The sequence below is a fragment of the Candidatus Merdisoma sp. HCP28S3_D10 genome, from assembly GCF_052065835.1.
In the GTDB taxonomy this organism is placed as follows: domain Bacteria; phylum Bacillota; class Clostridia; order Lachnospirales; family Lachnospiraceae; genus Laedolimicola.
In genome coordinates this window covers 514,011-528,390 of record NZ_JBQHTG010000002.1, presented here as the reverse complement: position 1 = coordinate 528,390, position 14,380 = coordinate 514,011, and the positions used below count along the sequence as shown (strand labels likewise).

16 protein-coding genes, 1 tRNA gene and 1 pseudogene are annotated in these 14,380 nt (G+C 46.5%); 17 read left to right on the top strand and 1 reads right to left on the bottom strand.

Translation table 11 applies throughout. The features are described 5' to 3' along the window. Positions 1 to 22 precede the first annotated feature (22 nt). From ACTNCH_RS07770 to ACTNCH_RS07715, 12 genes and pseudogenes are all read left to right on the top strand, one after another. Entirely contained in the window at positions 23 to 442 is a 420-nt protein-coding gene (locus tag ACTNCH_RS07770) for a twitching motility protein PilT (RefSeq protein ID WP_441017598.1), read from the top strand. 81 nt (positions 443 to 523) lie between these two features. Next, positions 524 to 1,981 (top strand): HlyD family efflux transporter periplasmic adaptor subunit, encoded by a 1,458-nt coding sequence (locus tag ACTNCH_RS07765; RefSeq protein WP_441017596.1) that lies wholly within the window; start codon positions 524 to 526, stop codon positions 1,979 to 1,981. Positions 1,982 to 2,009: 28 nt separating this feature from the next. Continuing rightward, positions 2,010 to 2,702 carry a YggS family pyridoxal phosphate-dependent enzyme gene (locus ACTNCH_RS07760; RefSeq protein ID WP_441017832.1) on the top strand — a complete coding sequence of 231 codons (693 nt, stop codon included), beginning with the start codon at positions 2,010 to 2,012 and terminating at the stop codon, positions 2,700 to 2,702. A 33-nt stretch (positions 2,703 to 2,735) separates the two neighbouring features. After that, complete coding sequence (locus tag ACTNCH_RS07755; protein WP_441017594.1) at positions 2,736 to 3,254, top strand: cell division protein SepF; 519 nt, start codon at positions 2,736 to 2,738, stop codon at positions 3,252 to 3,254. Positions 3,255 to 3,256: 2 nt separating this feature from the next. After that, positions 3,257 to 4,012 carry an RNA-binding protein gene (locus ACTNCH_RS07750; protein WP_441017592.1) on the top strand — a complete coding sequence of 252 codons (756 nt, stop codon included), beginning with the start codon at positions 3,257 to 3,259 and terminating at the stop codon, positions 4,010 to 4,012. A gap of 35 nt (positions 4,013 to 4,047) precedes the next feature. Beyond that, on the top strand, positions 4,048 to 5,148 hold the full coding sequence (gene aroB, locus ACTNCH_RS07745; protein ID WP_441017590.1) for a 3-dehydroquinate synthase: 1,101 nt from the start codon (positions 4,048 to 4,050) through the stop codon (positions 5,146 to 5,148). Positions 5,149 to 5,152: 4 nt separating this feature from the next. Then, positions 5,153 to 5,662 (top strand): signal peptidase II, encoded by a 510-nt coding sequence (gene lspA, locus ACTNCH_RS07740; RefSeq protein WP_441017588.1) that lies wholly within the window; start codon positions 5,153 to 5,155, stop codon positions 5,660 to 5,662. Continuing rightward, positions 5,659 to 6,573 (top strand): RluA family pseudouridine synthase, encoded by a 915-nt coding sequence (locus tag ACTNCH_RS07735; RefSeq protein ID WP_441017586.1) that lies wholly within the window; start codon positions 5,659 to 5,661, stop codon positions 6,571 to 6,573. Before lspA ends, ACTNCH_RS07735 begins: the two co-directional genes overlap by 4 nt. Before the next feature lie 60 nt (positions 6,574 to 6,633). Beyond that, a tRNA-Leu gene (locus ACTNCH_RS07730) sits at positions 6,634 to 6,716 on the top strand. Between the two features lie 287 nt (positions 6,717 to 7,003). Then, positions 7,004 to 7,561 (top strand): annotated as a pseudogene (locus tag ACTNCH_RS07725) (transposase-like zinc-binding domain-containing protein); the annotation flags it as partial. Between the two features lie 425 nt (positions 7,562 to 7,986). Continuing rightward, positions 7,987 to 8,250: a type II toxin-antitoxin system Phd/YefM family antitoxin gene (locus ACTNCH_RS07720; protein WP_441017584.1), complete on the top strand. Its 264-nt coding sequence runs from the start codon at positions 7,987 to 7,989 to the stop codon at positions 8,248 to 8,250. After that, on the top strand, positions 8,243 to 8,506 hold the full coding sequence (locus tag ACTNCH_RS07715) for a Txe/YoeB family addiction module toxin (RefSeq protein WP_441017582.1): 264 nt from the start codon (positions 8,243 to 8,245) through the stop codon (positions 8,504 to 8,506). The genes ACTNCH_RS07720 and ACTNCH_RS07715 overlap by 8 nt, the downstream gene beginning before the upstream one ends. A gap of 627 nt (positions 8,507 to 9,133) precedes the next feature. Here ACTNCH_RS07715 and ACTNCH_RS07710 read toward each other — a convergent pair. Continuing rightward, positions 9,134 to 9,415 (bottom strand): helix-turn-helix domain-containing protein, encoded by a 282-nt coding sequence (locus tag ACTNCH_RS07710; RefSeq protein ID WP_441017830.1) that lies wholly within the window; start codon positions 9,413 to 9,415, stop codon positions 9,134 to 9,136. Between the two features lie 188 nt (positions 9,416 to 9,603). Here ACTNCH_RS07710 and ACTNCH_RS07705 point away from each other — a divergent pair, with 188 nt between their 5' ends. The 5 genes from ACTNCH_RS07705 (at position 9,604) to polA (ending at position 14,380) form a co-directional block, all read left to right on the top strand. After that, a complete protein-coding gene (locus ACTNCH_RS07705) occupies positions 9,604 to 10,494 on the top strand; it encodes a zinc ribbon domain-containing protein (RefSeq protein WP_441017580.1) in 891 nt (296 codons plus the stop codon). Positions 10,495 to 10,510: 16 nt separating this feature from the next. Continuing rightward, entirely contained in the window at positions 10,511 to 11,047 is a 537-nt protein-coding gene (locus tag ACTNCH_RS07700) for a zinc ribbon domain-containing protein (RefSeq protein ID WP_441017578.1), read from the top strand. After that, positions 11,044 to 11,163: an Ltp family lipoprotein gene (locus tag ACTNCH_RS07695; protein ID WP_441017828.1), complete on the top strand. Its 120-nt coding sequence runs from the start codon at positions 11,044 to 11,046 to the stop codon at positions 11,161 to 11,163. Before ACTNCH_RS07700 ends, ACTNCH_RS07695 begins: the two co-directional genes overlap by 4 nt. 230 nt (positions 11,164 to 11,393) lie before the next feature. Further along, entirely contained in the window at positions 11,394 to 11,723 is a 330-nt protein-coding gene (locus ACTNCH_RS07690) for an anti-sigma factor family protein (RefSeq protein WP_441017576.1), read from the top strand. Beyond that, entirely contained in the window at positions 11,720 to 14,380 is a 2,661-nt protein-coding gene (gene polA, locus ACTNCH_RS07685) for a DNA polymerase I (protein ID WP_441017574.1), read from the top strand. The genes ACTNCH_RS07690 and polA overlap by 4 nt, the downstream gene beginning before the upstream one ends.

The window sequence follows — 14,380 nt, the reverse complement described above, 5'->3', positions numbered from 1 at the left end:
GAAAACCAAGGAGGACACGGCTATGGTGCAGTTAATTGTAGGAAGTAAGGGAGACGGAAAGACAAAACATTTACTGGACAGAGTAAACAGCCAGATCAAGACAGCTTCAGGCAATATCGTATACCTGGATAAGAATACCAAGCATATGCATGAGCTTGACAACAAGGTTCGTCTTATCAATGTAGCTGATTATCCGCTTAAGAACTGTGATGAATTTATCGGATTTATCTGCGGTATTATTTCTCAGGATTACGACCTGGAGCAGATGTATCTGGACAGCTTTTTGAAGATTGCCCATCTGGAAGGCGAGGATTTGACAGACGCTCTGACCCAGCTGAATGCTATCAGCGAGCAGTTTAAGGTAAACTTCTGCCTGAGCATTTCCGTAGAGGAGAACGAGCTTCCTGAATTTGCGAAAGAACAGGTTATCATTTCCTGTTAAGATTGAGTGATTCTGCACAGTACATAAGAGGATGCCCTGATTTCAGGGCGTCCTCTCGTTAAATATGGAGGAATTTGACGGGTGGCAGGAGCCGGAAAAAAGAATAAGAAGATTGTCAGATATCGACGCCCATTTAATATCGGCGTTGTCTTTTTTGGGTTTATTGCCGTATATCTGATAGTCTGTATCTATCTGTATTTCACCTCGACCCATATATCCGGGTATGAGGTTATCAAGGGAAATCTGGCGACAGATTACCGCTATACAGGCATTGCGCTGCGGACTGAGCAGGTCTATACGGCAGAGAAAGCAGGCTATGTCAATTATTATGCGTCGGAAAATGAAAAGGTGTCCGTGCTGTCTACGGTTTATACGGTGGACGAAAGCGGCAGAATGGCGGATATTCTCAAGGAGAACGCCGGAGACGTGAGTCTTTCTGAAGAAGATTACACGGAGCTGCGTTCCCAGATCGGTACCTATACAAGCAGCTTTTCCGATATGGATTTCAATGGCGTATACAATTTTAAGACGAACATAGACAGCACCATTCTGGATCTGGTGAATCAGAATATGATAGACAGGCTGGACAGTACGGCGGAGGAAAACAGCGCCCTGTTTACCCGGTATAACGCGGCAACAGCCGGAGTGGTGGAGTATTATATAGACGGCTATGAGGACGCCAGCCTCGAAGGCTTAAGCGCGGATTGGTTCGACGAGACGAAGTATCAGCGGCAGAATCTGCGGACGGAGGAGCTGGTCAGCTCCGGAGACCCGGTATATAAGCTGGTTACCGATGAAAACTGGAAGCTGGTATTTCCGCTGGATCAGGATATGGAACGCTATATCCTGGATAAGATAGAGGCCAATCAGAAGACCGCTGAGGATGGGACAGTGACCCAGCGGACAACCTACATACAGATTCGTTTTGACAAGGATAAGGAGGCAGTCTGGCCCTCCGTAACGGTGGAGTACCGGGACGGACAGGCTTACGGCGTGCTGTCCTTTGTGAATTCCATGGTACGCTACGCGGGGGAGCGCTATCTGAACTTCGAGGTTCTGCGCGATGAGACCACAGGGCTTAAGATTCCGCAGACCGCCGTCACCCAGAAGGAGTTTTATGTGATTCCGGTGGATTACCTGACAAAGGTGGAAAATGACACCGGCTTTATGAAGCAGCTGACTGGGGAAGACGGAACGGTCAGCGCCCAGTTTGTGAACTGTACCATTTATTATCAGGACGAAGAGAATGCTTATGCGGATCCGGAGGAGGAGAGCTTCAGCACCTCCCAGAAAAAGCTGAACAGCGGCGATCTGCTGGTGAAGACCGATTCCTCTGACACCTTCCAGGTGGGGCAGACCTCCCAGCTTACAGGTGTCTACAATATCAACAAGGGTTATACGATTTTCCGGCGGATAGAGGTTCTCTACGAAAATGAGGAGTACTGTATTGTGAAGGAGGGAACCAGCTACGGCCTTTCCGTCTACGACCGGATTGTGCTGAACGCGCTGGCGGTCAAGGAGGATCAGGTTATTTACTAGTTTCTAAACAGGAGGAGTTAAGATGAGTATGGTAGTGGAAAATTTCGCGGAAGTGGAAAAACATGTACAGGAGGCCTGCGCCCGGGCAGGGCGTTCCAGAGACGAGGTGACGCTGATTGCGGTGAGCAAGACCAAGCCGGTGTCCATGATAGAAGAGCTGCTTCCGGGAGGAACCAGGGATTTCGGTGAAAATAAGGTACAGGAGCTCTGCGAGAAATACGAGGTGCTGCCCCGGGATATCCGCTGGCACCTGATTGGCCATCTGCAGCGCAATAAAGTAAAATATATCGTGGACAAGGCATATCTGATTCATTCCGTGGATTCCCTGCGTCTGGCTGAGACCATCAGCGAGGAAGGCGTAAAGAAGGGTGTGACGGTTCCGGTACTCATCGAGGTCAACGTGGCGGGCGAGGAAAGCAAGTTTGGCGTGACGCCGGAGGAAACGGAAGCGCTGGTCCGCGAAATCGCGAAGCTTCCGGCTATCCGGATCAGGGGACTGATGACCATAGCGCCTTATGTGGAGAATCCGGAGGACAACCGGGTACATTTTTCCAGATTAAAGCAATTATCTGTTGACATCGGGAAGAAAAATATTGATAATGTATCTATGAATGTCCTGTCCATGGGTATGACCGGAGATTATCAGGTAGCCATTGAGGAGGGCGCCACCATGATACGCGTGGGAACAGGTATTTTCGGAGAAAGAAATTACAAGATCTAATTTTACGAAATCTAATAGAATGGAGACAGCGGTATGAGTGTAATCGATAAATTTCTGGATGTCATGAAGCTCGGAGGAGACGACGAGTACGACGATTACGAGGATGATTACGACTACGAGGACGACTACGAGGACAAGCCGAAAAAGAGCATTTTTAAGAAAAAAAAGGACGAGGACGCAGAGGATGATTTTCCGGCGGACAGCGCTTCTTCCAAGCCTACTAAGGTGACTCCGATTCGACAGACCCAGAGAAAATCCGGCAACGGCATGGAGGTCTGTGTTATCAAGCCCACCAGCTTTGAGGATTCCCTGGAGGTTATGGATACACTGCTCAGCAACCGTACGGTAGTGCTGAACTTCGAGGGCCTGGACGTGGATGTGGCTCAGAGAATCATTGATTTTACCTCCGGCGGCTGCTATTCCATTGGCGGTCATCTACAGAAGGTATCCGGCTATATTTTCCTGGTAACGCCGAAGAATGTGGATATCTCCGGTGACCTTCAGGATATCCTGAGCGGTTCTCTGGATATTCCATCGGTATACAATAAATAATTATGACAAAAGAAGAACAGCAGTTGGAGCAGCATTTCCGCGATCTGGCAAGGACGGCTTACCAGCGCGGAATTCCTGTATTTTCCGATTTTCTGAATTTAAACGAACTGAATATCTTTCAGAGTGTACGCCGGGAGTTCTCCTATCTGGAGACGGAGAGCTTCGGCGGCTATGAATTGGCGGAGCGTCAGATAGCGGTATTTCGTCCTGAGGCTCCGGTCTTTTATGCGGATTATCCCGTTGCCTGTCTTAAAATTACGCCTTTGAACGCAAAATTCGCGGAAGAGCTGAACCATCGGGACTATCTGGGCGCGATTTTGAATCTGGGACTGGAGCGGTCCTGCCTGGGAGATATCCTGGTGGAGGAAAAAGCGGCGTATCTGTTCTGCCTGGAACGGATGGCGGATTTTATCCGGGATAACCTGACCCGGATCCGGCACACCTCCGTCTATGTGGAGCGGGTGGAAGCCGGAGCGTTTCATTACGAGCCCAGATATCAGGAGCTGTGCGGAACCGTAGCCTCCGTCCGGCTGGATAAGCTGTTATCCCTGGCGTTCCAGGCCTCCCGCAGCAGTCTGACCGGTCTGATCGAGGGCGGAAAGGTCTTTGTAAACGGCAGGTTAGTCACATCAAACGGCTATGAGCCGAAAGAAGGCGATCTGGTTTCTGTACGCGGTATGGGACGGTTCCGTTTTCAGGGAGCCGGCGGGCAGTCCAAAAAGGGTCGGGAATATGTGACCCTGTGGAAGTATATATAACATCAGAGGAGCGGACCTACAGAGGAGGAGATTCCATGAAAGAAAACACGCATACACTTCCGGTTCAAAAGGATGGGGCTTTTTGCTACAATATTATCCTGAGACCGGATTTTTCCGAACTGGGGGAACAGGTAAGGACGCTTGGCGTGGCAGGCAGAAAGCTTTGTATTGTGGCGGACGAGAAGGCAGGAAAGCTCTACGGAGAGGAAGTACAAAGGGAGCTGCGAAAGGTCACGGATAGGGTGGATCTCTATACGATTCCGTCCGGAGAGGAATACAAAACCCTGGATACGGTGCGTAAGGTCTATACCTGTCTCATTGAAAAGCATTATGACCGGAAGGATATGCTGGTGGCACTGGGAGGCGGCGTGACCGGGGATTTGACCGGATTTACGGCGGCTACCTACTTAAGAGGAATTGGCTTTATCCAGATCCCCACGACTCTTTTATCCCAGGTGGACAGCAGTATCGGCGGTAAGACAGGCGTGGATTTTGACAGCTACAAGAATATGGTCGGGGCTTTTCATATGCCCCGTCTGGTATACATCAACCCGGCAGTTCTCAAGACCCTTCCGGAGCGGCAGTTTGCCTCCGGCATGGGTGAGATTCTGAAGCACGGACTGATCAAAAACGGGGAATATTTCCGCTGGCTTCTGGAAAATCAGAAGGCCATCTGCGGGCATGAGATGGAAGTACTGCTTCCAATGATCGAAGAAAGCTGTAAGATTAAGCGTGCGGTGGTTGAGCAGGATCCCACCGAGCAGGGAGAGCGGGCTCTTCTGAATTTCGGCCATACGGTGGGCCATGCGGTGGAGAAGCTAAAGGATTTCAGTCTGTCCCACGGCGAATGTGTGGCGATTGGAACAGCGGCAGCCGCCTATCTGTCCTGGAAGCGGGGACTGATTTCCGAGAAGGATCTGGTCTATGTCTGTGAAGGCTTGCGGGAATTTGGCCTGCCGATCCGTACAAATAATCTGGCTGCGGAAGCGGTTTTAAAGACCACCAAGTCCGACAAGAAGATGGATGGGGGCAGCATCCGGTTTGTGCTGCTGCGCCATATCGGAGAGGCTTTTGTGGATCGGACGCTGACAGAGAAAGAACTTCTGGAAGCAATTCATTGGATTTTGGGAGAGTAAGAGCATGAATAAAAAGATAAGATACAACCTGATAGGAGCGGCGCTGGCCCTGGTGCTGATTGGACTTGACCAGTGGACGAAGGTTCTGGCGGTAAAACATCTGATGGGGCAGGAACCCATGGTAATCTGGAACGGTGTATTCGAACTGCGTTATCTGGAGAACCGGGGCGCAGCCTTTGGAATCCTGCAGGGACAGAAAGTTGTTTTTCTGATTTGTACGGCTGCGGTACTGGCAATTCTGGCTTTTTATTATAACCGGATGCCGGTGGAAAAGCGGTATCTTCCCATGCGGATCGTAGGGATTCTATTGGGAGCCGGGGCGGTAGGCAATCTGATCGACCGGATGATGCAGAGCTATGTGGTGGATTTTCTGTATTTTAAGCTGATTGATTTCCCGATTTTTAATGTGGCAGACTGCTATGTGACGATGGGAGCCATCCTGCTGGCGATTCTGATTCTTTTTGTATACAAGGACGAGGAGCTGGGCTTTCTAAGCCTGAAAAAGAAGGTATGAGGCTGGAAGTAAGTCCGGAGCATGCCGGAATTCGAATCGATAAATATCTGGCGGAGAGCCTGCCGGATATCAGCCGTTCCTATCTGCAGAAGCTATTCCGGGACGGCGAAATCAAGATGAACGGAAAAGCAGTAAAGGCCAGCGCGAAAACCCTGGCCGGCGCAGAGATTGTATTTGCGATTCCGGAGCCGGAGGAGCCGGAGATCCTGCCGGAGGATATCCCGTTGGATATTCTTTACGAGGATTCGGATGTGATTCTCATCAATAAGCCCAAGGATATGGTGGTTCATCCGGCGGCGGGGCACTATACGGGAACCCTGGTCAACGGGCTCATGTATCACTGCCGGGAAGGGCTTTCCGGTATCAACGGCGTGCTGCGGCCTGGCATCGTACACCGCATTGACAAGGATACCACCGGTGTTCTGGTGGTATGTAAGAATGACAGGGCTCATAACGGACTGGCGGAGCAGCTGGCGGAGCACAGCATTACCCGGAAGTACCGGGCCATTGTCTGCGGCAACCTGAAGGAGGACGAAGGAACGGTGGACGCACCCCTGGGGCGGCACCCACAGGATCGGAAAAAAATGGCTATTGTGCGCAGCGGCGGGAAGCGGGCGGTCACCCATTACCGGGTGCTGGAACGGTTTGGTAAATATACTTATATCGAATGCCAGCTGGAGACGGGCCGGACCCACCAGATCCGCGTGCATATGGCCAGTCTGGGCCATCCGCTTCTGGGCGACGAGGTCTATGGACGGGGAAAGTCCCCCTTTAAGCTGGAGGGGCAGACACTTCACGCCATGGTGCTGGGCTTTATCCACCCGACGACAGGGGAATATATGGAATTTCAGGCGCCGCTTCCGGAGTATTTTGAAAAGCTGCTGGAAAAATTGCGTAAGATGTCAAGTTAGGGCTTGCGCACAGAAAACCGGTATGCTATAATAAATGAGTTGCTGATAACGGCAACGAATGCCGGCGTGTCGGAATGGCAGACGAGGCAGACTCAAAATCTGTTGCGGGCAACCGCGTGCGGGTTCAAGTCCCGCCGCCGGCATTTTATAACACCCAGAGAATCCAGTGAAATCAAGGGTTAGAACGATTTGCGAGAACAAACGTTCCAAGAACACTTGATAACACTGGTTTTTTTGTACAAGAAAGGAGAAATTCTTGTACGTTTGCTCTTTAAAAATCCTCTAAAAATTAAATATCAGTAGCGTTCGGTGCTATGATTCAGACTTATAGGACAAAACGTGTTGATAGAAAGTACTGTGAGCTCTTGAAAATAAAGGGTTTGCAGGCATTTAATCTTCCTTAAAATTAGAACCATGGAGGGAAGGTTAAATGAATCAAGTAAATTGTCCTATTTGTGGTAAAAAATGTGTTAAATCAGGAAAGACAAAAGCCGGTTCGCAACGTTGGCTTTGTAAGAGCTGCAAAACATCGTCGACACATAAAATAAATAATGAATCTAAGGAATTGCAGTTCTTTTTAAATTGGTTGTTTGGAAAAGAATCTCAAGCAATGATGCCTGGAGAAGGAAGAACCTTTCGAAGAAAGACAGCAAAGTTTTGGAATATATGGGCTATGCCGCCAAAGGTAGAAGGAATCAGAGATGTCTTATTTCTTGATGGCATATATCTTAGTCGGAAAGCCTGCGTTCTGATTTGCTGTGATGAAAAGCATGTGTTGGGATGGTATTTATGCCGTTATGAACATGCGGAAGCATGGATTGCGTTAATGAAACGTATAGCGGAACCAAGAATGGTTGTATCGGATGGTGGAACCGGATTTGCAAAAGCTCTCAAAAAAATATGGCCAAAAGCAAAGCATCAACGGTGCGTATTTCATGTGTTTTGCCAAGTGAAACGATATACAACATCCAGGCCTAATACAGCGGCTGAATGAGAAGAACCGATTGGAAAAGAGTCTCTCTATCTGGGGTGATGCAATTGTTTGGAGTGATTTGCATAAAATGGATAGAACGTTTGATGGCTGGGATTAGCCATCAACACGTTTTGTCCTATAACCCATGATTCATAACTCAATACTGAATTTGGCCTGTACAGAGATGTGCAGGCTATTTTTATATCTGCCAGCATTTCAAATTAATCTCAAGTACTTAGTAGATACACTGATGTATAATAGAGAAGACAAGAGTTATCTGGCATAAGGTTAGATGAAGCCTAGCCACCGGTAAATGGTTTTATAAAAGTAGCGCCTTAGTTTACCAGACAGAGGGCACTAATTTTTGAAAAAGTATTGACGTACAGAAAACTGTACAGTATAATATAAGTACAGAAAAACGTACGGAAGGAGTTGATTATATGTTAGCAGTTAATTACACAAATTTGAGAGATAACATGAAAAGTTACATGGATAAGGTAACAGATGATTATGAAACTATGATTGTCACGAGAAAAAATAACAAGAATATTGTTATGATATCAGAAGAAAGCTACAACAATCTTATGGAAAATATTTATGTAATGGGAAATAAAGTAAATTATGATTGGTTAATGGAATCCAAGGCACAATTAGAAAATGGTCAGTGTAAGGCTCATGAACTTATTGAGGTGGACGATGAATAAGGTATTTACTGACAATGGATGGGAAGATTACGTCTACTGGGAAACGGAAGATCGGAAAACACTTAAGAAAATCAATAAGTTGATTGAAGATATCTGTAGAAACGGAAATGAGGGCATAGGAAAACCAGAGCCATTAAGCGGAAACCTTGCAGGATATTGGAGCAGGCGGATAAATGACAAAGATAGAGTGATATATAAAATTGATGAAAATAATGTGTATATACTGGCCTGCCGTTACCATTATAGCGATACCTAAAAGTTATGTTATAGCACTCAGGGAGATTCTTGGGTACTATTCTTGATTTCTATGTTCATATAAATGTATATTCTGGGACGGCACCGAGAAATCTTATAATATTCGCCAACTCCATCAGGAATTGCCGCAATTAAAGGCACGGGAAGAGGATTTGACCCTGTATAAATCTGTAAAAGTAGGTCCAGGTGGTTATGCAATAGAATGGAACGACGAGCTGAATTTGGCACAGGTCACAAAGGTATCTCAATACGATATCAATAAGATATCAATAAGATTGAACCTTCCAGGGAGGTAACCGTGATTTACAGGACAGCTGAGGACTGGATGCCCGTTTTTCACAAGTTTGGAGAAAAATTGCGGCCTGGAAGCTATGATGATCTGGAAATTGTAGTGGAATAGCAGTGAATTCTATAGGTGTAGAATTTAAAATTACATTTTACCTTAAGAATGGATTTACCGAGAATTTGAAGTATAAGAAGAAAAAGGATTCCCATACGATTAGTGTGCGGAAAGATATTTTTGTGGAAGAATAGAATGAATAGGGTATATCGGGTGAAATGCTTGGTATGCCCTATTTTTGTGTTTGTGTATAAGATTTTAGAGCAAGATAGAACTCATAGTTATTTATTAATAGGATTTACTTCTTAATTTGTCTGCTAATTGTGAAAGAAGTTCGATTTCTTCTGTATTTAAGTCAGATACATCAATAATACGCTTATCGGTAATACCAAGCAGATAATCGGTGGATACGTGAAACATACAGGCAAGTTTAATTAGAGATTCATAGCTTGGATACCGTGAACCAGATTCATAGGAAGATATGGCACTTACAGCAAGACCGAGACGATCAGCAACTTGCTTCTGAGTAAGTTTTTTTGTTTGTCGGAGATATTTTAATTTTTCACCCATATTTACCAAATGTATCACCTGCTTTCACTAATAGTGTATCAATATAGAATTCCATATTGGTGAAAATGTATACACAAATTCAGAAAAATTTGTTGAAAATAACATATAATAAGAGTATAATGAAAGAAAATCATGTAAAATTGTGTAAAGATTACATGGTTTTATTTCTTGTAGGGAGGAAATGTAGTATGGCATTAATTAAGTGTCCAGAATGTGGAAAGGAAGTTAGTGATAAGGCAAAGATATGTCCAAATTGTGGTGTTGACATAATGGAGAATGCGCCAAACATTGAGCCTATAAAGAAGAAAAAGAGACTTAAATATGTTGGCTTGGCAATCATTCTATTATGTTTAGGGGGCTTGGGATATTGGGGGATAAAAATAGTTCCAGAGAAGCAGGCAGAAAGAGATAAAGAAATATATAATGAAATAGTGAAAAATATAGAGGATTGTAAATTCAAAACTGCAACAGACATTATTGAAGAAGGTCTTTCGAAAGATAATAAAAATAAGGTTGTATTATATATAAAAAACATAATAAAAGACACACAAATAAATAGAATAAATGATGTTTCGTTAGAAAAACTGTATTTATATGAAGTATATTTAAAAATACTTGAGAGTATAGACATAGATGATTCAACCACAAATGAATTAGTTTGCGATTACCTAAATAAAGCTGTGAAACTAGAAAGTTATAGTGAATATTTTTCAATAATAAAGTATTATAAGTCTTCGGATTATACAGTTCGAAGTAAGGTACCGGAAACAGCAATGGGAAATGGTGAAGTTAATGCTGGAATGCTACAAGCGGGAATAAAGCGATTAGATAGTATTGATATGTCAAAGTATTCATGTGAGGGATACGGAATATCTGAAATTGAAGCAGCAAATGATAAAGAAAGAAAATGTTATGAGGAGTTATTAAAGTATGCATATGGAGATATGAGTATAAACCCGACAGAAACATTAGGAAGGCTTGAAGAAGCAATTATGTCGTATACAGAACCGATATTAAAAGCTGTAACCATATTAAGTGATGAGGTGCAGCCAATTATAGATAGTTTACCAGTATTATAAAGAGGGAGGAATAAGAATGTTAATTAATTGTCCAAAATGTGGAAAAGAAATTTCGGATAAAGCCAAGAAATGTGTAGGCTGCGGATGGATGCCGGAAGAAGAGTTAGAAAATGAGGAAAACGTAGAAAGCGACAATACTGAATCAACTACGGCACAAATGGAAAATCATACGGAAGAAAAGAATGAGACCCTGAACAAATCTGATATCATAGAAGTTCAGAGTAGCTTTGTGAAAGATGAGCAAGGGGAAATTCTCAACAAGAATGTGATGTTGAGTAAGATGAAAAAAATATTATTGACGGGTATTTGTGTTTTTGGAATAGCAGCAATTTTTTTCTTTAGCAGAGCAAATAATGTAAAAAATGAATATTACAATTCAGAAAATTATTATTCGTTAAACAAAAATGCGTATGTTGGAAGAGATGCATACAATTATATTATCAATGGTACATATTTCACAGGATATTCAGTAATAGGTGTTGGCTGTATGGTGTGCGCAGTGGTTATGGGAACAAGCTTTGTAATGTTAAAAATCAAGGAATGTGAGGAATAATATATTCATATCTTAGTTGGTTGAGTTTTTCTAAAAGTGAGTTAATTAGCCAGTTGGAATTTGGTGGATTTACACACGAGCAAGCTGTATATGGTGTCCAGTGGGCGGGGTTATAGCCAGGCGATAAAGGCGATAGCTAGCCGTCGGTAAATTGGTTTTATAAAAGTAGCGCTTTAGTTTACCAGACCGAGGGCGCTATTTTTATATCTTCCAAATCAAATACAGAGATGTTGCAATTTGCTTCCAATAATGGCATAATAAACACTGCAAAGAAAAGTGCCGATTACTTCTGAATTAAAAAATTCTGTGCTATAATAAAAATAATCTGGCGAAGGGAGGCCCGTATATGACCTGTAAAGAGGCAGAACAGATGATTATGCCTTATATCAACGACGAACTGACAGACAAGCAGCTCGGGCCGTTTCTGGAGCATATCAACAGCTGCAAGGACTGCTATGAGGAGCTGGAGATCTATTATACGATTTACGCAGGTCTGTCCCAGCTGGACGGCGAGAATGAAGGGCTGGACATGAATAACCTGCTTCAGGAGGCGCTGCACGTTTCCGAGCAGCGGGTACGGGGACGTATCTTTTTTAATGTATATTATGCGTTTTCCCAGGTGCTTGCCATGGCAGCGCTTCTGGCAATTATGGTAATGGAGATAGTGAAATTATGAGTGAAAAAATACTGCTTGTGGACGGCCACAGTATCATCAACCGCGCCTTTTACGGAGTGACGGATCTGACCAATTCCGAGGGGCTGCATACCAACGCCATTTACGGATTTTTAAATACCCTGTTTAAGGTGCTGGATGAAGAAAAGCCGGATTACCTGACGGTGGCCTTCGATGTAAAGGCGCCCACCTTCCGTCATCAGATGTATGACGCATACAAGGGAACCCGGAAGCCTATGCCGGCGGAGCTTCATGAGCAGGTGCCTGTTCTGAAGGACGTGCTGCACGCCATGGGGATTGCGACCATGGAAAAAGCAGGCCTGGAGGCAGACGATTTGCTGGGAACCGTAGCGAAACGGAGTGAGGCAAGAGGGATGGAGGTTACGGTTCTGTCCGGAGACCGGGATCTGTTACAGCTGGCTACCGACCATATCCGGATCCGCCTGCCGAAGACCAAGGGCGGCGTGACGGAGACAGAGAATTACAACACCGGAGACGTCATCGAAAAATATCAGGTGACGCCGGTTCAGATCATCGAGCTGAAGGCGCTGATGGGCGATTCCGCCGACAATATCCCCGGCGTACCGGGGATTGGGGAAAAGACAGCCACAAACCTGATTGTCCAGTACGGCAGTATCGAAAACGCCTATGCCCATGTGGATGAGATCAAGCCCAACCGGGCGCAGAACGCCCTGCGGGAGCATTACGATATGGCCCAGATGAGCAAGGCTCTGGCCACTATCAACATTGACTGTGACTACGATTACGACTGGGAAAAGGCGCGGCTCGGCAATATTTATACAGAGGAAGCCTACCGGTTCCTGAAACGGCTGGAGTTCAAAAATATGCTGTCCCGTTTTCAGCTGGACGCCCCGGCCAACGATGAAATCGAGAAAAACTTCCGGATAGTGGAAGATTTTGGAGAAGCGGCTCAGGTGCTCACCAAAGCGGCGGGAGTGTCCCGTCTGGCTTTTGTGATTCACCGGGAAGGGGAGCAGGTGCTGGCGCTGTCCCTGACGCTGTCGGAGCAGGAATCCTACAGCATTCCCGTGCAGGGCTTTGTGACGGCCGACTGGCTGCTGGGACGCCTGGAAGCGGTTTTCGCGAAGGTATCGGAGCTTATCACCCTGAAATTAAAGGAAGAACTGAAATGTCTGGCAGCCCATGGGGTGACCGTGGAGGAAGAGCGGCAAAGCGCATTCCTGGACGCGGAGATAGCGGCGTATCTGATGAATCCTCTGAAGGACAGCTATTCCTATGAGGAGCTTGCGAAGGAATATCTGGGACTTACCATTCCCTCCCGGTCAGAGTTTTTTGGAAAAGAGAAGCTTACAAAGGCGCTGGAGGAAAAGGCGGAATCTTTCCGGATCTACGGCGGCTACGCCTCTTATGTGCTGTATCAGTCCATGTCAGTGCTGGAGAAAAGCCTGCGGGAAACGGGAATGGAAGACCTGTACCGGGAGATGGAGCTGCCTCTGGTCTGGACGCTTTTTGGCATGGAGCAGGAGGGGATCCGGGTGGACGCCGCTGCGCTGAAGGCCTACGGCGACGAGCTGGCAGTCCGGATCAGGGAACTGGAGACTCAGATATACGAGGAAGCCGGGGAGAGCTTCAATATCAATTCGCCCAAACAGCTGGGCGTCATTCTTTTCGACAAGCTGGGAATGAAGGGCGGCAAAAAGACGAAGACCGGATATTCCACCTCGGCGGAGGTGCTGGAAAAGCTGGCGCCGGAGAATCAGATCGTAAAGGACATTCTGGAGTACCGGCAGCTTGCGAAGCTGAAATCCACCTACGCGGACGGGCTGGCGGCTTATATCGGCCCGGATGAGCGGATCCATACCACCTTCCAGCAGACCATTACGGCTACCGGACGTTTAAGCAGCGTAGAACCGAATCTGCAGAACATTCCGATCCGTATGGAGCTGGGACGGCAGATCCGGAAGGTCTTTATCCCAAAGGAGGGCTGCGTTCTGGTGGATGCGGATTATTCCCAGATTGAGCTTCGGGTGCTGGCCCATATGTCCGGAGATGAAAATCTGATTCACGCTTACCGGGAGGCCCAGGACATTCACCGGCTGACAGCTTCCCAGGTGTTCCACATTCCCTTTGACGAGGTAACGGATCTCCAGAGACGGAACGCCAAGGCTGTGAATTTCGGCATTGTATACGGTATCAGCTCCTTCGGCCTGTCCCAGGATTTGAGCATATCCCGGAAAGAGGCCCAGGAGTATATTCAGAAGTATTTTGAGACCTATCCGAAAATCAAGGAATTTCTGGACACCTGTGTGGAAGAGGCAAAGGAACAGGGCTACGCCCGGACCATGTTCGGCCGGAGACGCCCCATGCCGGAGCTGAAGTCCTCGAATTTCATGCAGCGTTCCTTTGGGGAGCGGGTAGCCATGAATGCGCCGATTCAGGGAACGGCGGCGGATATTATTAAAATTGCCATGATACGCGTGGATAAGCGGCTGAAGGCAGAGGGTCTGCGTTCCCGGCTTCTTCTGCAGGTTCACGACGAGCTTCTGTTGGAGGCATACACAGAGGAGCTGGACGCTGTAGAGCGGATCCTTTCAGAGGAAATGCAGGGAGCCGCGGCGCTTTCGGTTCCGCTGGAGATCGATATGAAGCAGGGAAAAAACTGGTATGAGGCCCATTAA